Source organism: Paenibacillus sp. S02, assembly GCF_019454065.1.
Taxonomy (GTDB): Bacteria; Bacillota; Bacilli; order Paenibacillales; family Paenibacillaceae; genus Paenibacillus; species Paenibacillus polymyxa_B.
The window spans coordinates 1,235,467-1,254,054 of record NZ_CP073682.1; the positions used below are offsets into that span (position 1 = coordinate 1,235,467).

At 46.8% G+C, this 18,588-nt stretch carries 17 protein-coding genes; 11 read left to right on the top strand and 6 right to left on the bottom strand.

The genetic code is table 11. From position 1 onward, the window contains the following. Positions 1–2: 2 nt before the first annotated feature. From KAI36_RS05500 to KAI36_RS05510, 3 genes are all read right to left on the bottom strand, one after another. Positions 3–881, bottom strand: coding sequence for a hypothetical protein (locus tag KAI36_RS05500; protein WP_028543180.1), 879 nt, complete (start codon positions 879–881; stop codon positions 3–5). Between the two features lie 167 nt (positions 882–1,048). Next, positions 1,049–1,504 carry a MarR family winged helix-turn-helix transcriptional regulator gene (locus KAI36_RS05505; RefSeq protein ID WP_220027180.1) on the bottom strand — a complete coding sequence of 152 codons (456 nt, stop codon included), beginning with the start codon at positions 1,502–1,504 and terminating at the stop codon, positions 1,049–1,051. A 214-nt stretch (positions 1,505–1,718) separates the two neighbouring features. Beyond that, complete coding sequence (locus tag KAI36_RS05510; protein ID WP_220027181.1) at positions 1,719–2,186, bottom strand: AbrB/MazE/SpoVT family DNA-binding domain-containing protein; 468 nt, start codon at positions 2,184–2,186, stop codon at positions 1,719–1,721. A gap of 180 nt (positions 2,187–2,366) precedes the next feature. Between KAI36_RS05510 and KAI36_RS05515 the strand changes: the two genes are divergently transcribed. Next, complete coding sequence (locus KAI36_RS05515) at positions 2,367–3,764, top strand: helix-turn-helix domain-containing protein (protein ID WP_220027182.1); 1,398 nt, start codon at positions 2,367–2,369, stop codon at positions 3,762–3,764. A 235-nt stretch (positions 3,765–3,999) separates the two neighbouring features. After that, complete coding sequence (locus KAI36_RS05520) at positions 4,000–4,185, top strand: aspartyl-phosphate phosphatase Spo0E family protein (protein ID WP_220027183.1); 186 nt, start codon at positions 4,000–4,002, stop codon at positions 4,183–4,185. 268 nt (positions 4,186–4,453) lie between these two features. Here the strand turns inward: KAI36_RS05520 and KAI36_RS05525 are convergent, their stop codons facing one another. Then, positions 4,454–5,680: an acyltransferase gene (locus KAI36_RS05525; RefSeq protein WP_220027184.1), complete on the bottom strand. Its 1,227-nt coding sequence runs from the start codon at positions 5,678–5,680 to the stop codon at positions 4,454–4,456. 218 nt (positions 5,681–5,898) lie between these two features. Between KAI36_RS05525 and KAI36_RS05530 the strand changes: the two genes are divergently transcribed. The 4 genes from KAI36_RS05530 (at position 5,899) to hcp (ending at position 11,631) form a co-directional block, all read left to right on the top strand. Then, entirely contained in the window at positions 5,899–6,906 is a 1,008-nt protein-coding gene (locus KAI36_RS05530; RefSeq protein WP_023987342.1) for a substrate-binding domain-containing protein, read from the top strand. Positions 6,907–6,943: 37 nt separating this feature from the next. Further along, positions 6,944–8,941: a cache domain-containing sensor histidine kinase gene (locus tag KAI36_RS05535; protein ID WP_258382253.1), complete on the top strand. Its 1,998-nt coding sequence runs from the start codon at positions 6,944–6,946 to the stop codon at positions 8,939–8,941. Next, entirely contained in the window at positions 8,892–10,193 is a 1,302-nt protein-coding gene (locus tag KAI36_RS05540) for a response regulator (protein ID WP_220027186.1), read from the top strand. Before KAI36_RS05535 ends, KAI36_RS05540 begins: the two co-directional genes overlap by 50 nt. Positions 10,194–10,338: 145 nt before the next feature. Continuing rightward, entirely contained in the window at positions 10,339–11,631 is a 1,293-nt protein-coding gene (gene hcp, locus KAI36_RS05545; RefSeq protein WP_220027187.1) for a hydroxylamine reductase, read from the top strand. 41 nt (positions 11,632–11,672) lie between these two features. Here hcp and KAI36_RS05550 read toward each other — a convergent pair whose 3' ends face one another. Next, the gene (locus KAI36_RS05550) at positions 11,673–12,020 is read right to left on the bottom strand and encodes a helix-turn-helix domain-containing protein (protein ID WP_023987345.1); all 348 of its coding nucleotides are present in this window, start codon (positions 12,018–12,020) and stop codon (positions 11,673–11,675) included. A 452-nt stretch (positions 12,021–12,472) separates the two neighbouring features. On the opposite strand from KAI36_RS05550, the gene KAI36_RS05555 reads away from it, so the two are divergent. The 5 genes from KAI36_RS05555 (at position 12,473) to mmsB (ending at position 17,624) form a co-directional block, all read left to right on the top strand. Then, complete coding sequence (locus KAI36_RS05555; RefSeq protein ID WP_220027188.1) at positions 12,473–13,012, top strand: hypothetical protein; 540 nt, start codon at positions 12,473–12,475, stop codon at positions 13,010–13,012. Positions 13,013–13,088: 76 nt separating this feature from the next. Then, the gene (locus tag KAI36_RS05560; RefSeq protein ID WP_220027189.1) at positions 13,089–13,421 is read left to right on the top strand and encodes a nucleoside triphosphate pyrophosphohydrolase; all 333 of its coding nucleotides are present in this window, start codon (positions 13,089–13,091) and stop codon (positions 13,419–13,421) included. A gap of 387 nt (positions 13,422–13,808) precedes the next feature. Then, positions 13,809–14,894, top strand: coding sequence for a multiple monosaccharide ABC transporter substrate-binding protein (chvE, locus tag KAI36_RS05565; RefSeq protein WP_220027190.1), 1,086 nt, complete (start codon positions 13,809–13,811; stop codon positions 14,892–14,894). 32 nt (positions 14,895–14,926) lie between these two features. Further along, positions 14,927–16,477, top strand: a complete 1,551-nt coding sequence (gene mmsA, locus KAI36_RS05570) for a multiple monosaccharide ABC transporter ATP-binding protein (RefSeq protein ID WP_025722458.1) — start codon at positions 14,927–14,929, stop codon at positions 16,475–16,477. Next, entirely contained in the window at positions 16,461–17,624 is a 1,164-nt protein-coding gene (gene mmsB / locus KAI36_RS05575; RefSeq protein WP_220027191.1) for a multiple monosaccharide ABC transporter permease, read from the top strand. Before mmsA ends, mmsB begins: the two co-directional genes overlap by 17 nt. A 119-nt stretch (positions 17,625–17,743) precedes the next feature. Here the strand turns inward: mmsB and KAI36_RS05580 are convergent, their stop codons facing one another. After that, positions 17,744–18,496, bottom strand: coding sequence for an MBL fold metallo-hydrolase (locus tag KAI36_RS05580; RefSeq protein ID WP_220027192.1), 753 nt, complete (start codon positions 18,494–18,496; stop codon positions 17,744–17,746). Positions 18,497–18,588: the final 92 nt, after the last annotated feature.

Consider the following 18,588-nt stretch of genomic DNA (forward strand, 5'->3'; position numbering starts at 1 on the left):
ATTCACCGGGCAGTACGCATCGGATTCCTGCTCTCGCAGGGCACCTTGGTCTGGCACAGTCCGCAGCCGGCACCTGATTTGGCCTCGCCGCCGTTTAGAACCGCAAAGTCCCGTGATGCCTGGCCGTACACAAATTTCATGCAGGCAATCTTGTCATGTCCGCCTTCCTTGCTGATGGCTTGCACAGGGCAGCGGGTAATGCACACACCGCAGATGCCCTTGCTACACAGCAGGCAGTTTCCGGTATGGCCTGTGACTGAAGATGCTCTGGCATCAGGCGGCACCTTGAGATCGGTCACCACGGACAGCAGGCGGATGGCAATTCCTTTTTCGGTGATGAAGCCGTCGTTGATACTGAAGGTGCCAAGACCCGCAGCATATGCAATGTGGCGCTCCGACCAGTTGGAGATCGGCCCCCCTGTGGCACCATAGATGCTGTACCAATCCGTATCCAGCGGTGCAACTGCACGGTAACCAAGGCCTGTTAAGTATCCCGCCAAATGCCGCCTTGCAGACTGTACAAAATATTCATCGCCAAAGGTCCGCAGCAGCGCCCATTCTCTTGAGGCTCTATCTTTTTGCGCCCGATTAGCCTTGCGGATCGTCTCGCTGATCGGCAGCACAACGCTGATAACGGTACCTCCATCAAAACTCCCCATTCCAAAGGAACGTTCAAATGCTTCCTGCGGCGTGGCGTGGTCGGGCCCGACCACTCTTTTGTACTCCTCAAACAAAGGATCATTGCCCGCGGCAAATTGAATAATCGGCTCCTCGTAATAAGGACTCTGTAGTTCTTCACAAACATTGCCTTTGTCTTCGCTCACATAGGTTTTCATCTCGGCTACGATGTTTTCTCTCATATCCGGTACGGATTCAACCATCCTATCCACATCCCTCTCCGTGGTTATTGTTCACAGCAAAGCTTCCTTTCAGAAGTCTTGTGGCGGGCTAACATATATTACTGACCAGCCTTGATACCGCGAAACATTTCTTTTTTTCGTGTATATACACGAATTGAGCAACACTTCATGTATGAGTAGGCGGCTAATCACAAACCCAAATGTTCAATTTTGGATAAGAGTGAGGTCAGTATCTGCAGATTCCCGTTTCCCAATGACTCCTGCAAAAAACGTTGCGCCTCCTCCCAAAGCTCTGCTGCGTCGTTGTATACCGTTCTTCCACTCTCCGTCAGAGTAAGGCAGCGGTTGCGACTGCCCTCAGCAGATGTATCCTCCACATATCCGCTATGCTCCAGCGCCTTCAAATTGCGCACAATCGTTGTCCGGTCGAGCCGCATCTCCAGCGCCAATTCGCTTACACTTGCCGGTCCCAGCGCAGTTAAGTGTTTGAGCAGCGAGAATTGGCTAATATTGAGTCCGCTCGGGGCCAGATACCGGTCATACAGTCCCGTAACAGCCATCGAGGAACGGCGCAGATTAATGCAGGTACAGACTGAGGCTGATTGCTCCTGCGAAGATTTCTTATTCTTCCTTGTCGTTGTCATAAGTTCCCCATTCTTTGTACTGTTTCGTGTATCTACACTATCTCAAAAATAACAGGTTTTGTCAGAGGGATTTGTCACAGCAGTCAGCTCTGTCGGTCTATCATGATTTATCTCCTGTAGTCCTTCCTAATAATGAAAAGTTTAAATAACCAGTCGCATAAAATCAACCAACGACTGGTTATTTAGCATTATAAGAATATGAGTCGTGCGGTACCTATAATAGCTTTTTAAGCTGGGAAATACGGCCTTGGGATACGCCAAGCCATTCAGCATATTCACCTTGCTTGGCTGCTGGATGCTCACGCATAAGTCTTCTTAGCTTTTCAACCAAATGTTGTGAAGACGACCGATGTACACTTTTTTCTTTGTAAGCAGGTTCCTTAACCACAGGAACAGGTATTTGACTTACACCTATGTTTCCCTTCAGATCGTTTATGCATTTCTTACATAAAAATGAACCCCTGAAATAGCTTAAATCCTGAATCGAATAGCATAAGTGACAGCAGACTCCAATATACTTCCGCATACTCAATAATCCTGTTTCAACATCTAAATAAAATTCTAAAGATTCGCCAGCTTGAATACCCATAGAGGTTCGCAACTCCTTAGGGATAACAATCCGGCCTAACGTATCCAATGGACGTGTCATACCTGTATTTTTCAAATGATCTTCTCCTTCCATTGTCCAACATCCAATGATCTCCTAATAAAAATATAAAAATCAATAAAGTAAAAGCATTTATGTTTGTTCCAAAAGATGGTATTATCGTGAAGGAAAATCAATAATTATACTATTAGTTTCCAAACTATATTGTTTATTGAATTTGAAATTCTATGAAAATGCTGAAAGGGTGGTTTGTCCATGGAAATCACACCTACGATACAGGCAGAAATTCAAACCTATTTGAAACGAAAAGGTTTAACGATGACCAAGTTTGGTCACACGATTGATTTGAATGTAGGTACAGTTAGTAGCATTGTGACCGGTAACCGATCTATTTCTGTTCATCAACTGGATAGTATTACTGCGGGAATGAATTTACCACCGGATTATTTTTACGAACGTTATATTGAAGAATGCATTGAAGAATCTCCGCTAAACTGGAAAAAAATCAGCCCTTTCCTATACCGATGCATTGAGCTAGGACGACTGGACTGCTTGCAGCGAGTGGTAATTTTATTATTGGATAACCCTAATTATCCGCCATCACTCTTTGAAGTAGCCGAAAATGTATACAAAGACGGTTACAATGAAGCAGCGGCATACCTTTACAAAAAGGTGGCTGAAAGTGAGAAACAGCAGCATTCAGAGCGATTGGCGATCTGCCAGTATCGTTTGTTCCAAATCAATATTGGACAAGATAGAGCTGTAAATCTTCAGGCTGCCATTGAATTTGCCCCTTTTGTTGATCGTTTAGACGAGATAGAGCAATTAGATGCATTAAAAGATTTGGCGAACGTGTACAGGTCATTAAGTATGTGGGACAAGGTGTATGAATTTGCATTTCAAATGGGTCAATTAGGACAGATCCAATATAATTTGGTTCATAACTCCAAGCGAAAAGGAACAGAGCAGCAAAAAAAGCCAATTAGACCGTTTTTTACTTACATAGCCTATTCTGAGCTAATGTGTGCTAGTGCTTGCGATGCAAGAGGAGATCATGAACAAGCATTAGAACACATTCATCGTTATGCGGATCTGAGTTGGGTGAAGGAACGAGATTCCGAGTCTCTCTATTGGAAGAAACAGTATCTGCAATGGGCGAAAATTAATACGTACGTCAATAGACTTATGTCCGGAGACATCAGTGTTCTGCCGGATTACGTAGAACATATGGCTGCTGAAAAAGAGATCTTTGCCGAGCTATTGAACGTCCTTGAGGTAGCTAATCGATATAATGTAGATGTAGATCATATCCTCCGACGCTTTGAGTCCCAAATTGCAGCGTATCAGGAACCATCTTCTTCTGATACGTATACTCAACAAGTTTTACCGGAAGAATACGTACGTTTCTGGTATAAAATGGCTAAATACAGCCTAAATAAAGGCAGATATCCATATGGTTTCAAATGTTTAATAAACGCGTTTGAAAAAGCTGTTACAATTAACCATGTACTACTTTTTGCCAATTGTTTTGGATTATTTTTTCATTTCAAAACACATGCGGCTCCCGAAACACAGGCTCGGTTCCAATCTATTTATGAGGAGGTGTGGGAGAAAAATGATCAAAAGGATGGCTTTCTTCTTGGCGGTAACTAGCTTTTTACTGGTATTCACAGTACCAGTTCAAACTGCAAATCTAAGCCATGGCACAATCCAAACACAAGGACACGTTGGTGGAATGTGATCCAAGTAATCATCTTCATATTCATTACCCTGGACCAGCTTATTGCTGGTCTATTTTTGTATTATTTTGTAATTTTTTGGTTCAAAAAAGATTATGACGTATTTGTACATCCCTCCTTAAAATGAGATTCATTAGGAGGTATGCAGGATGAACAGGTATGAAACAGTAATGTTAATTCAACAGATGGAACATGCCAGACAACATTTGCATGATCTTTACGAAGAGTATGGCTTCGGACATGCTTGTGTACTCGAGCAGTCTATGCTTTTGGATGAACTGATTAATCAGTACAACCGTATGTTTCAGACCAAGAAGCTGCCTCACTATGTTTAGGGCTAGATCATTAACAACGACGATATTATGTTCAGTCCATCCTCTCCCTTCTTTGTTATGCAAAACTGTGACTTCTTCCACGTAACGTTTATGATTATTCTATATAATGACTTATTTTAAAATAAAATACATATTCATGTCATAAAATGTTAATCATTTTTTTGAGGGGACGGCATACTAAGGCAACAAAAAAAGCAGAGCTCAATAAGTGAGCCCTGCCAAAGTCCATTGGAATTATAACCCCATGCTGAAATACAGACGCACAAGATTAGCCAAGCTCCTGCGTGCTTTTGGAAGCACGTTTGGAGGAAAGGAACTGGAAACGAAACGAGTGCCAGTTCAACCGCTGTCTGCCTTTGGAGCCAACAATCCAGTTGCCGCCAGGCAGATGGGCAAACAACCAGCTTATGCCCAGAGAAACACTTGCCACAACGATAAACGTAATGAGCGTAGCTGTAAAATGATGATCGCCCAGTGCAAGCGGGCGGGTGTAGTAGGATATGAAGGCCAGCACGAGTGCATGGGCCAGATATCCTCCAAAAGAATAACGTCCGATCCAGTTCAGCATACGGCGAAACGGCTCGGATCGCGTATCTTTTTGCAAATGGAGCAGCAGTCCGTACAATAAAAGCAACTGCGACACAATTAGAATAAAGGTGCTTGGCTTCAAATAGGTGGAAATATTAAGATTGATCGTATCGCCCGACTGGATCAGCATCGTGTGACCCATGAGCATGAACAAACCAATAAAGACAAATACATTCCACGGCAACGTCTGTTTGGCCAGTCCACGCCAGGTGTCTGTCATGTAAGCACATACTGCGCCCAGCATAAAATAGAAAAAGTACATGACAAAGTTATAGGTGCGATAATCCAGCAGAGTCTGCCAAAAGGACGGTAACCGAGTGCTCCATGCAGACATGTCATAGTAGGACCATTGTAACAGCAAAGCATAAACCGCAGCGGCAATCAGCATAATAGCCAAAACAAGCTGTTTGCGTCTTTTCGTGCTGTAACGACGTAGAAACGCTTGAACCTGCCCGGCTGCTTTTGAAAATAAAGGAAACAAAATATAAAACTGAAAGATCATCACTACAAACCATAGATGATATCCGCTGACGGGGATGATCATTTCCTCGAACATACCTTTGTAAAAATAAATATTTCCCCACTGCGCCGTTGACCAGTTTTGAGTGCATACCCAATAAATAACAGTCCAGCAAAGGAAAGGAACATAAATATCTCGAAACCGCCTGCCAATATAGCGAGGATAGCCAATCGGTTTGTTGCCGTTATAAAAAAGTAGCGCCGCAGACAGGAAAACGAACGTCGGTGTGCCAAAACGTGTCAAATGATACAGCATCGCGAGCATAACAGAATCTGGCTGTTGGATGTCGCTGCGATAAATATATTCGCCAATGCAATGCTGAAGCACGACAGCGAGGTAGGCAAGGCCCCGTAGTTCTGTCCACTCCGCGATACGCGGCTTGCTCATCCATATCACTCCTTTTCCTCAAGATACGCACATGTTTTCCCTAGCACAATTGTAGGTATTGTAACGTAGAAACATTAGTGCAGGATTAACGCCACCTGAAAGTAAGAAGAGTGAAGTAGTTCCAATTTGATATGATTGCGTTTACAATCTAAGTAAAACCAGAATAAATTAAAGTGAATTTATAACTTAAGGATATACACAGGAAGAGGAGAGGAAGGATGAAAAAAACGCTGCTGGTATATATGCTGTTGATTGCGGCCTTTGCTCTCTATGTGTTCAGGTATGAACAAACGGGCCCGTTGAATGGCACTTGGGAGGATAAGGGGCTACGAGGCAGCATCGGAGAAACCTATATGATGATTACCTTCCAGTCTGGTTTGGAGTATTGGAAAAGCGGGCTCAAGGGCTTCGAGGATGCCGGGGATGCGCTGGGGGTGACTGTGGAGTATCGGGGAGCAACCCGTTATGATGCGCAGGAGCAGACGACCGTTATTGAGCAGGCGATTGCTCGTAAGCCCGCAGGGATTGCCATATCAGCGATTGATCCTCACTCCCTGATTCCGGTGATTAATAAGGCGCTGGATGCGGGCATTCCTGTAGTACTGTTTGATGCCGGAGCGCCGGGGAGTCGTGCGTATTCCTTTTTGGGCACGGATAATTATAAGGCGGGCGTGACCGCTGCGGATAAGATGGCAGAGCTGTTGGGACGAGAAGGTCAGGTCGCTGTTCTGACGCTGCCTGGACAGCAAAATCATGAAGAACGCTCGCGTGGCTTTCGCGATACCATTCAGCGGCAGTATCCTGCGATGAAGGTGGTGGAAGTCGCAGATGGCCGTGCAGACGCGATGGTCTCCCGGGATGAGTCGCAAAGGCTGATGAAAGCTTATCCGAAACTGGCGGGCATTTTTGTGACCGATGCAACGGGAGGAACAGGTGTGGGTGAAGCGGTACTGAGTCAAAAAAACAGCCATCCGCTGAAAATCATTTCTTTTGATACGAATAAAGCGACACTGGATATGATTCGTGGTGGGACGATCTCGGCAACGATTGCCCAGGGAACATGGAATATGGGCTATTGGTCGCTTCAATATCTGTTCCATCTGCATCATCATTTAACGATTCCTGCACCTTCTTCCTCTGGCGACAACACTCCGCTGCCCGTGCGGGTAGATACTGGGATTTCCGTGGTCACCCGGGCGAATGTAGATGATTATTATGCGAAATAAATTTTGGAAGCGTATCCACTTAAGGGTGCACCAAACGATGCCTCGCTTACGCTTGCGCAATATGCCTTTACGCTTTCAGCTCATGCTGCTGTTCCTGTTGTTTGGCATTGTGCCTTCGCTGGGATTAGGTCTGCTGGTCAATTGGACGGTGGAACGGATTATTGAGCGGCAGGTGGAAGACCATACGATGCAATTGATTGGCAAGGTAAACGAAGCACTGGACACCAAAATGGAAAATTTGCAAAACATGACGTATCTGATTGCTTTTAACCCCGATATCGGGGAGTTCTGGAAAGGGCGGACGCTGGCAGACGGCCACGCGGGTCATGCGAGTATAGTAACGCCGGAAAACCAGGGGGAGCGGACACAGAACTCGGTGCAAAATCAGGCTCTCAGCTCCAAGCAGGCATTAAGTTCTGTACAGGAGCAGGATACGCTATATGAAATGAAGCAATTTTTGCAGGGATATACTACGTTATATCCTGAGATTGCAGGGATTCTGATCGTAAACGAAAAAGGCGACTATATCAGCAATGAAATGTATGCTCGAAGCACGCGTAGCCTGACGGAAGAAGGCTGGTACCAACAGGCGGCGCAGCATGCAGGCATATTCACTGTGCTAGGACAGCCGAGCCACCGTAATGTGACTACTCATGTCCGGTACAAGGACAGCGAAATTGTCTCCGTCGTTCGTTCGGTTACGGATCCGGAAACCGGACACGTGTTAGGCGTGATTATGATTGACCTCAAGCTACGGGCTGTGTCGCAGGCTGCCAGAGATGTAACCCTGGGCAAAAGCGGGTATTTAATGGTGACAGACGCTGAGGGGCGCAGCGTGTACAGGCCGGATATGCCTTTGATTGAGCGCATTCCGTCGCAATGGTTCGGGGCAGGTGACAGCGGGATGTTTACCCGTGAAGCTGGGGGCAGAGAATTGCTGTTCATGTTCAGGGCTTCCGAATTCACGGGCTGGAGAACAGTGGGGGTATTCCCGGCACGCGAATCTACACTGGAAGTTCGGCAAATTAAGTTCTATGTCGTCTGTTTTGTTTTTATTGTATGTCTATTTGGCTTAACGGCATCCTTGCGATTGTCGAGTTCCATTGCGCAGCCGATTTTCCGGCTGATGTCCTATATGCGGGCAGCAGAGACAGGAGATCTTACAGTTCGCCAATGGAGTGACCGTGGGGATGAAGTTGGGATGCTGGGGCGGAGTTTTAACCGGATGCTGGAGCAAATTCGCCGTCTCATGTCACTTAGCGAACTGAGGGAACGGCAAAAGCGGGATGCCGAGCTGCGCAGCCTTCAGGAGCATATTAAGCCGCATTTTTTATACAATACGCTAGATACCATTCACTGGATGGCTCGAAAAAATGGAGCAGACGACGTGTCCGACATGGTGGGGGCGCTATCGAGATTGTTCCGTCTCGGGCTGAGCAAGGGGGATGACTTTATTCCGCTGCGCTCCGAGATTGAGCATATATCGAGCTATATGCAAATCCAGCAAACCCGCTATCGTGACCGACTTCGCTGGGAATTGAATGTACCCGACGAGCTAAAGGATCTGTTCGTGTTGAAGTTAATGCTTCAGCCTGTAGTGGAAAATGCGATTTATCACGGCATCAAGGCTAGACGTGGTCCAGGCACGATTTGGGTAGAAGCTAAAGCCGAGGGCGACAAGCTGCTGCTGACGGTACGTGACGATGGCGCAGGGATGACGACGGACCGGCTGCGTGAACTGCGTGAATGGCTGGAAATACCCCTGGAGGCGATGGAAGGAAAGCAGAAGCAAAAGGCAGTTAGTACCCATGGCAGAAGCTATGGCATGCTGAATGTACAAGCGCGTATCCGGTTGTCTTTTGGCGAGGAATATGGAATTGTACTGGAGAGCAAAGAAGGGACAGGTACCTGCGTTACGATCACTCAACCGTTGCTGCTGGATATGGCGCAACTGAAGAAGCCTTATGAAAAAGGAGAGGGTCAGGATGACGAAATCACAGGCCACAGACAACTCGACAACGGTGAGTCTGATTGACCAGGCCATAACGGAAGTGACCATAGGGACGGCAAAACGTTACCAAGTATTGATCGCAGATGATGAGCCGATCATCCGAGAGGGGATACGAGATTGCATAGACTGGGCGGCTCTGGGCATGGAGGTTGCAGCAGAGGCGGAGGACGGAGAAGAAGCGCTGGAGCTGGTGGGTCAGCTTCATATCGACATCGTGCTGGTCGATATGAATATGCCGTTCATGGACGGCATTGAACTGATTCGGCGGCTGCGGGAAGAACATCCGGAATGCCGTTGCCTGATCATTTCCGGGCATGATGAATTTGCTTATGCGCAGGAGGCTGTCCGACTTGGCGTAGAGGATTATATTTTGAAGCCGGTAGATGCGGATCAGCTTCATGCTGCGCTGTTGCGGCTTCGTCAGCGAATGGACGAAGAGCATACGCGTGCCGCCTATGTAGAACAAGCCGCCGGACAGATTGAACGGAATATTCCGCTGCTGCGCCAGCGTTTTTGCCTGGAATGGATGGAAGGGCAACACACGGGAAAAGACATCATGGAACAGTTGGCGTTTTTACGGCTTCCATCGCGACCGCCTGCTCAGATCGGTGTCGTACGGTGGCCTGCGGCAGAGGCACGGCAGACGATTATGCGTGAGAATGACCGCCAGTTGTTTCTTTTTGCCGCTGAAAATATTATTGGCGAACTGCTGGAGGACCGACCGCATGTGTTGTTCCGCGATGCGAACGGGCTGATCGGCATATGCCTGTGGCAGGAGGCACCCGAGACGATAGGCACTTCCATGGAGCAGGCGATTGGACGCTACCTGAATATAGCGGTTCATACGCATGTGGAGTCCAACGCGGGTGGACTAGAAGGTGCAATTGACGCGTACCGGGTGAGTCGGGATCGAGTGTATGGCGAATCGCAGCTGTCTCCCATCGTACGTCGGGCCCGGCAGCTCATTCAGGAAGGTTACGCCGATCGGGAATTAACGCTGGAAGCCCTTGCTTCGCGGCTACAAGTATCCGCCGTATATCTCAGCCGTGTGCTCAAAAAGGAGCTCAACGACAGTTTCGTGACCCTCGTCACGCGTGCCCGTATCCGTAAAGCAGTGCAGCTGCTGGATTCCACGACGTTGTCTATCTATGATATAGCAGAACGTACGGGTTACGACAGTCAGCACTATTTTAGCACCGCTTTTAAAAAGACTATGGGCGTGTCCCCTGTGCAGTATCGTAAAGGCGGTGGAATTCAAGAAAGCACGGTAGAGTAGGAAGGATTGGAATGGGGGATGAGTCTCACACTGTCTAATAATAAACTGTAAGAAAAAATGTGTGTGTAATCACACCTACGCATTCAGGGGTTTGTTACGCTGGGGATAACGAACAAATATCTATCAATATTTGGAGGAAAACGATATGTTTTGTTATCAGTGTGAACAGACGCCGAGTGGCGGGTGTAAAGTAGTTGGGGTGTGCGGGAAGGATGAGACGGTAGCGAGCTTGCAGGATACGATGATTTTTGCATTAAAAGGGATTGCTGCCTATGCGACACATGCTCGTCAGTTGGGATATAGCGATCCTGAGGTAGATCGGATCACGCATGAAGCGTTATATATGACCTTAACCAATTCTAACTTTAATGTACAAGAGCATTTGGAAATGGCGATGAAGGTCGGAAATGCGGCTGTACGGATCATGGATGTGCTGGATCGTGCGCATACGGATCGTTTTGGCATTCCGCAGCCGATTACGGTCAGCCAAAATAAAATCGAAGGCCAATGCATCGTCGTGACCGGACATAATTTGTATGCGCTGGAGGAATTGCTGCGGCAGACGGAGGGTAAAGGCATCAACATCTATACCCACTCAGAAATGCTGCCTGCCCACGGTTATCCGGCATTGAAGAAATATGCACATCTCAAAGGGAATATCGGTAAAGCCTGGTACGATCAGCGTAGACTGTTCGAGGAGTTCCCAGGTGCGATTCTCGCCACGACGAATTGTGTTATGCCGATTAAAGGCACGTATGCAGACCGCTTCTTCTCTTATGAAGTAGCCGGGCTGGAGGGAGTAGCCAAGATCATGGACGACGATTTCTCTCCATTGATCGAGCGTGCTTTAGCACTGCCAGCCGCAGATGTAGAGTCTGAGCAGGTGCTTACAACGGGATATCATCATGAGACGGTTATCGGGCTGGCTCCTGAGATTATTCAGGCAGTTAAAGACGGGCATATCCGTCGTTTCTTCGTCATTGCAGGCTGCGACGCACCGGGCAAAGGCGGCAACTATTATCGCGAGCTGGCTACATCCTTGCCGAATGATACAGTCATTCTGACCACGTCCTGTGGTAAATTCCGTTTTAATGACGTGGATTATGGCACCGTTGGAGATACCGGCATTCCGCGTTATATTGATTTGGGGCAATGCAACAATTCCGGTTCTACTGTTAAAATCGCTCTGGCATTAGCGGATGCTTTCGGCTGTACGGTGAACGAACTGCCTGTCAGCATTGTTCTGTCCTGGTTTGAGCAAAAAGCGGTCGCCATCCTGCTGGGCTTGTTCAGCCTTGGCATCCAAGATATTCGCATTGGGCCGAAGCCGCCTGAGTTCATTTCTTCTGGCGTACTGGATGTACTGGTGGAGATGTTTGGCTTGAAACTAATTACTACCGCAGAGGAAGATATGAAAGCGATGTTGGCGTTGTCGTAAGGGGTTGGTGGGGAACTGCAAAGCGCAGTTCCTTTTTTGTTTCATCGTTCATCGATTCTTATAAAGATGTCCGTAAGAATCTTTAATGCCAGCTCAGTATCTTTGGATTCACGAGTTCTTAGGAGAGTCAAAATGGTTTTTATACTCGAATCTTCTTCGGTAAGCTCATCATTGTCCTTCACATATGTAAGCAACTGATAGACGCCCACGTTCAATGCCTTCGCTATTTTCTCCAGATTTTTCAAAGATATATTTCTCTCCGCTCGCTCAATGAAACCAATATAACTCGAATTGAATCCTGCTTTTTCGGCTAAAGCTTCTTGGGAAAGCCCTTTAGACTTTCGAATATCTCGAATACGTGTACCGACTAATTCTAAAAGTTCTGACATGATTACACCTCTCTATAGTAAGAATTTCACAAAATTCGATTCCAATCGCTCCAAAATGTAATATATAGACGAACGAGATCATCTCAATCTATATATTATTAATTGGAAGTCGCTTATTGGATTTTGCAAAATCCTCTAGTTAGAAGTGTAGAGAAAGAGTTACATCTAATTAATAAGTGTTAGTAAGTAAATTGAATTAAAAACTACTATATAGTAATATTTATTATGAAGCTTGTCCGGTAGCTAGAAAATTATACATCTTGATGGTTACATAATTGTGCTACGTTGCTCACATTGTTTCAGGATTTTGCAAAATTCGATACCAGTCGCTCCGAAGTGCAAGATATAGACGAACTAAACCATTTCGATCTATATCTTGTTCATTGGAAGTCGCTTATGGGATTTTTGCAAAATCCTCGTTTATGAAATTTTAATTCAGGAGTTGATTCCCCTTGAAACATTACTCCTTAAGTCCCCTACATAGTGATTCCGATTTCAAATTGCCTAAGTACAGCGACACCTACATATTCAATTGCATGATGGATTTTCAAAAGCTTGCCGAATACCAGATCAAGCTTGCACAGATGATGCGCGACCATCATCAGTTTCACAACTGCCTCATTCTTTGTGATCAAGCGATGTTTTCTATGGCTAAGGCCATTTATGTTCATCGAAACCAAATCATTCCATTGTATATTCGTTTATCCGTGACTGACCTGTTCCCTTTAATTCACACAGATGCTGAGCCTAATTTAGATATGGTGCTGTTTATCGGTACGGTACATTATCTGGTTTCGGGAGAAGATGATGTATCTAAAGAGCCGATGAAGCTGGGGGAAGTAGACAAGTTGCTTTATAAAACGGACTCTATTCTAGAGTCTCTGTCACAGCGGATCGTAGCTGATCCGTCTAAGCGGTATCCATCTATTTATAAAGAAAGTCCGTTCAATGAATCGGTAGATCTTTTATCAATAATACCCGGTTCTTTTTGAGCTAATGATATAATGACGAAAAGGAAGATGTTGGATGAAGGCTAATGCTTCCACATCAGAAAGGGTGTTATTTCATATGCCTACATACAACAAACTGGTGCGGGATCGGATTCCGCACCTCATTATGTCTCAGGGCAAGGAATGTCGGACACGCATTTTGGACCTAGAGGAATATAAGCAGGAACTGCGAACGAAGCTTCGTGAAGAAGCCGAGGAATATTTTGAAGCGGAGAAAGATCAGGATGCGCTGGAAGAACTGGCGGATATGCTGGAAGTCATCCGAGCGCTGGCAGAAGAACATGGAGCGAATGCAGAAGAGCTGGACAAGCTGCGAGCAGACAAAGCCGAGGCACGGGGTGGCTTTCAGGAGCGGGTGTTTTTAATTGATGTCGATGAAGGTAAAAGTTAACTAATATCTTTCAAAGATAAGCACATTAAAAGGGGAGCTTGATAACTGGAGCCACCCTTTTTTGTCTCTTTTTAAGCACCCAGTATAGCGAAAAATTATAAAGTGGAAGTTATTTTAATTTATTTACAAGCCATATGACTATTTAGTCAACGAGTTTCATGTTATCTCCTCCAACTTCTACCTCCCCTCATCACAAAGGTTAAAATTTTATAAAAAAAGTTCAAAACCAGCAAAGACCTTTCCCGGCCTGGAATGATACCATGTGTTTGCACATAAAAAAAGGAGAGGTACTCGTTGCCTCACTTATGTAAGCGCTATCTAATTTCAACTCTAATCAGCACTTACCTTCAAATTGACCCGCATCACATGAGGAAAGGGGAACTTCATATGAAAAAAGGAGCTGTTGTTGTATGGCTTCTGGTTTTGGCCCTGATGCTTTCGGCCTGTAATTTGGCGGAGAGTGGAACGGGCAGCAAGGAAAAAGGCTATGTGGGCATTTCCATGCCGACCAAATCGTCCGAGCGTTGGGTAGGGGACGGAGAGAATATGGTCCGGTTATTTCAGGAGCAAGGCTATAAAACGGATTTACAGTACGCCGAGGACGTGGTGGAAAACCAAATCTCCCAAATCGAAAATATGATCACCAAGGGTGTCAATGTTATGGTGATCGCTTCGGTCGACGGAAACACGCTGACGGATGTGATTCAGAAGGCACACGACCGAGGCATTCAGGTCATTTCTTACGACCGTCTGATTCGCAACACACCGTACCTGACGTATTATGCGACCTTCGATAACTTTAAGGTGGGCGTGCTACAGGCGGCATATATTGAGAAAAAGTTGGGACTCAAGGAAGGCAAAGGCCCTTTCAATATCGAGCTGTTCGGCGGATCGCCGGATGACAATAACGCCTATTTCTTCTTTAATGGTGCGATGTCTGTACTTAAACCATACATCGATTCCGGCAAACTGGTCGTGCGCAGCAAGCAGATGACGATGGCGCAGATCGCTACACTGCGGTGGGACGGAGCGTTAGCCCAGTCGCGAATGGATAACCTGCTGAGTGCGTACTATTCGGGGGCTAATCTGGATGCGGTACTATCCCCTTATGACGGAATCAGTATCGGTATCATTTCATCCCTAAAAGGGGTCGGATATGGATCAGCGAACAAGCCGCTGCCGATCATTACAGGGCAGGATGCGGAGCTGGCTTCCATCAAGTCCATTGTGGCTGGGGAGCAGACGCAAACTGTATTTAAGGATACTCGCAAGCTGGCTGAGCAAACGGTCGTGATGGCCAACAGCATTTTACAGGGCAAACAAGCGGAAGTGAATGACACCGAATCCTATAACAACGGTAAAAAGGTCATTCCTGCCTACTTGCTTGATCCAATCTCGGTGGATCGGACGAATGTGGAAAAGGATATTGTCGGCAGTCACTATTACACCAAAGAGCAAATCGGACTGAAATAAGAGCAGGAATCCAACCGAAAGGAGTGTATCCCATGACTGGAATCATTTTGGAAATGAAGGGAATTACCAAAACCTTTCCCGGCGTCAAGGCTTTGGAAAATGTAAATCTCAAGGTCAAGGAAGGTGAAATCCATTCCCTGTGCGGTGAGAACGGTGCAGGCAAATCGACGCTGATGAAGGTACTGAGCGGTGTATATCCGCATGGAACCTATGAAGGGGATATTGTTTTCCAGGGCAAAACGTGTGAGTTCAAGGATATCAAGCAGAGCGAGGAATTGGGCATTGTCATTATCCATCAGGAGCTGGCACTGATCCCGTATCTCTCGATTGCGGAAAATATTTATCTGGGCAACGAACGCGCCAGTGGCGGCGTGATTGATTGGAAAGAGACTTTTGTAGGAACACGCGAGCTACTGTCCAAGGTCGGTTTGAGTGAAAATCCCAATACATTAGTTACGAACATCGGGGTCGGGAAGCAACAACTAGTTGAAATTGCGAAAGCGCTCTCAAAAAAGGTGAAGCTGCTTATTCTCGATGAACCGACAGCGGCGTTGAATGAGGATGATAGTGAAAATCTGCTTAATTTGATGCTGGAATTTAAAAAACAGGGCATTTCCTGCATCCTCATCTCCCACAAGTTGAATGAGGTCGCGAAGGTGTCGGATTCAATTACGATTTTGCGGGACGGAAAGACGATTGAGACACTGGATATGAAAAAGGATGAGGTCACGGAGGATCGGATCATTAGCGGGATGGTTGGACGTGATCTGACCAGCCGTTATCCAGAGCGTCATGCCGAGATTGGCAAAGTCGTGTTGGAAGTGAAGGATTGGACGGTGTATCACGAGCACCATGCAGACCGCAAGGTGCTGGATCAGGTGAATTTGAACATTCGTCGCGGTGAAATTGTCGGTATAGCCGGGCTGATGGGAGCGGGACGGACTGAGCTGGCGATGAGCATTTTTGGCAAGTCGTATGGACGCAACATTTCTGGTCAGCTGATTAAAGACGGCAAGCCGATCCAGAACAACACGGTTACGGACGCGATCAACAACGGCTTTGCCTATGTGACAGAGGATCGCAAGGAGTATGGCCTCATCCTGATGGATGATATCAAGCGTAATATTTCGCTGACTGGCCTGAACAAGCTGACGAAGGGTGCTGTCGTCAATGAGCAGGAGGAAGTCGTCGTTGCAGAGGAAATGAAAAAAAGCATGAACATCAAAGCGCCGAGCATTTTACAGAAAACGGGTAATCTGAGTGGCGGCAATCAGCAGAAGGTGGTGCTGAGCAAATGGATTTTTGCCGGGCCGGATATTCTGATTCTGGATGAGCCGACACGCGGCATTGATGTGGGCGCCAAATATGAAATTTATACGATTATTCATCGACTTGCCGCTGAAGGCAAGGGAGTGCTGGTCATTTCGTCCGAGCTGCCAGAGGTACTAGGCTTGTGTGACCGGATTTATGTCATGAATGCTGGGCGGATCACTGGAGAGGTTAGCCGTGAGGACGCGTCGCAGGAAACATTGATGAGATATATGACCAAGTCAGGAGGCGTGAAGCATGGAAACCATAACTAAACTATTTAAAAATAACATCCGCCAATATGGCATGATGATTGCGCTGGTCGTCATTATGATTTTGTTCGAGGTGCTGACGGGCGGCCTGCTGTTGAAGCCGATTAATATTACCAATCTGATTCTGCAAAATAGCTATATTCTTGTGCTGGCTATCGGGATGGTGCTGGTCATCATCACTGGACATATTGATTTGTCCGTCGGCTCCATAGCCGCTTTTGTCGGTGCTGTTGCCGCCATAATGATGGTCGATTGGCAGCTTCCAGCATGGATCGCTGTGATTGCATCCTTGCTGGTCGGGGCATTAATCGGTGCATGGCAAGGGTTCTGGGTCGCTTATGTACGGATTCCGGCATTTATCGTTACATTGGCGGGAATGCTGCTCTTTCGAGGATTGACAATGATCGTGCTGGAAGGCCAATCTATCTCTCCATTTCCGGGGGGCTTCCAGAAAATCAGTTCAGGCTTCCTGCCGGATTTTTCATCTACCGGTTATAACCTGGTATCCATCATTGTCGGCATTGCACTCACGGTATGGTTTATCGTGAACGAAATTCGCGAACGCCGTTCTCAGCTTAAATATGGATTCGAAGTTCCGTCACAGACATTATTTATACTCAAGTTGATTGTGGTGGCTGCGGTTATCAATCTGTTCACCTTCATGCTCGCGAGCTACGCGGGGATACCTAATATTCTCGTGCTGCTGTTCATACTGATCGTTGTATACTCCTTCGTCATGAACCGCACGATTATGGGCCGTCATGTGTATGCGTTGGGTGGAAATGAAAAGGCAGCGGGTCTGTCCGGTGTCAAAACGAAAAAAGTAACGTTCTGGGTATTCGTCAACATGGGCGTGCTGGCCGCCATTTCCGGTCTGATCTTTGCTGCACGTCTGAACGCGGCTACGCCGAGAGCAGGTACGAACTTTGAGCTGGATGCCATCGCGGCTTGCTTTATCGGCGGTGCTTCGGCATCCGGCGGGATCGGAACCGTTTTTGGAGCCATTATCGGTGGTTTGGTTATGGGCGTACTGAATAACGGTATGTCTCTGATTGGTCTGGGTATTGACTGGCAGCAAGGCATCAAGGGCTTGGTGCTGCTGCTGGCGGTTGCCTTCGATATTTACAACAAAAACAAAAGATCAGCTTAAACTCAGATTCGATATCGTAAAATAAGACACCTCCAGTCCCACTTAAAATGTGGATGCTGGAGGTGTCTTGTTTGTTAGGCCTGGAATGTAGGAACCATAATCCGAAGCCAGCACACATATTATCCTGAAACCGTCGCTCCATCTGCCGGAATATGGACGCGTCCCTCCAAACCTTCACGGTTGATGTGTTCTGTAAGCTCAGAGCGAGTTAGTAGACAATGGTTGATTGCCTCCATGTGGACAGCCACGATTTGTGTATAAGAGGCATGCTGGGCAACAGCTGTTACATCTTGGGCAGTCATAATTATAGGATCACCTACCGTAAACCGTGCTCCTCCAGCGTTCACAATTGTCCACTCAGGACGGTATTTATCTAGTGCTTCTGCGACTTCACTGCACCAGATCGTATCCCCGGCCAAATAGACGACAGGTTCACGGGGAGCCTGAAACACAAAGCCGGATACGGGTCCCATCTGTTCCCCGATTTCTCCGGTGCCGTGATGCCCGGCTGTACGGATAATCTCAATTTCTCCCACAGAACCAGCCACCCAAATCGGAGTAACCCGTGTAAAACCACCAGCAGTGATTTGTTCTTCATTTCCGGGCTGACAGAAGACGGGAATTTGTTTGTCCAACCAGCGTACGGCTGCCGGGTCCCAATGATCCAGATGTAAATGTGTGACGATCACAACGTCAGGCTGTCCGAGCGCCTGCCATTGCGGTGGCAAGGGAACCAGCGGATTACGGCGGGCATTTTCCGTATTGGGAATCGGCGGATTTGCGCCAGCATCGCTTAACATTGGATCAATCAGAAATTTTACTCCAGCGTATTCCAGCCATAAGGTTGCGTTGCGGATTAGTGTGATTTTCATATATGGAGGCTCCTTTGGTAGTGAATGTTTTTGGACCGAGTGTATTTTCGGTGGTTCTTTGTTTCTGTTACAATCATATCTGACGCAAGGAG

Bases quoted from the DNA above. Each gene is read 5' to 3' on its own strand.
- chvE (WP_220027190.1), top strand. From the start codon at position 13,809: ATGAAAAAAGGAGCTGTTGTTGTATGGCTTCTGGTTTTGGCCCTGATG.
- KAI36_RS05510 (WP_220027181.1), bottom strand. From the start codon at position 2,186: ATGGAAGGAGAAGATCATTTGAAAAATACAGGTATGACACGTCCATTG.
- KAI36_RS05530 (WP_023987342.1), top strand. From the start codon at position 5,899: ATGAAAAAAACGCTGCTGGTATATATGCTGTTGATTGCGGCCTTTGCT.
- KAI36_RS05525 (WP_220027184.1), bottom strand. From the start codon at position 5,680: ATGAGCAAGCCGCGTATCGCGGAGTGGACAGAACTACGGGGCCTTGCC.
- KAI36_RS05500 (WP_028543180.1), bottom strand. From the start codon at position 881: ATGGTTGAATCCGTACCGGATATGAGAGAAAACATCGTAGCCGAGATG.
- KAI36_RS05540 (WP_220027186.1), top strand. From the start codon at position 8,892: ATGACGAAATCACAGGCCACAGACAACTCGACAACGGTGAGTCTGATT.
- KAI36_RS05505 (WP_220027180.1), bottom strand. From the start codon at position 1,504: ATGACAACGACAAGGAAGAATAAGAAATCTTCGCAGGAGCAATCAGCC.
- KAI36_RS05515 (WP_220027182.1), top strand. From the start codon at position 2,367: ATGGAAATCACACCTACGATACAGGCAGAAATTCAAACCTATTTGAAA.
- mmsA (WP_025722458.1), top strand. From the start codon at position 14,927: ATGACTGGAATCATTTTGGAAATGAAGGGAATTACCAAAACCTTTCCC.
- KAI36_RS05550 (WP_023987345.1), bottom strand. From the start codon at position 12,020: ATGTCAGAACTTTTAGAATTAGTCGGTACACGTATTCGAGATATTCGA.
- KAI36_RS05520 (WP_220027183.1), top strand. From the start codon at position 4,000: ATGAACAGGTATGAAACAGTAATGTTAATTCAACAGATGGAACATGCC.
- KAI36_RS05560 (WP_220027189.1), top strand. From the start codon at position 13,089: ATGCCTACATACAACAAACTGGTGCGGGATCGGATTCCGCACCTCATT.
- hcp (WP_220027187.1), top strand. From the start codon at position 10,339: ATGTTTTGTTATCAGTGTGAACAGACGCCGAGTGGCGGGTGTAAAGTA.
- KAI36_RS05535 (WP_258382253.1), top strand. From the start codon at position 6,944: ATGCCTCGCTTACGCTTGCGCAATATGCCTTTACGCTTTCAGCTCATG.
- mmsB (WP_220027191.1), top strand. From the start codon at position 16,461: ATGGAAACCATAACTAAACTATTTAAAAATAACATCCGCCAATATGGC.
- KAI36_RS05580 (WP_220027192.1), bottom strand. From the start codon at position 18,496: ATGAAAATCACACTAATCCGCAACGCAACCTTATGGCTGGAATACGCT.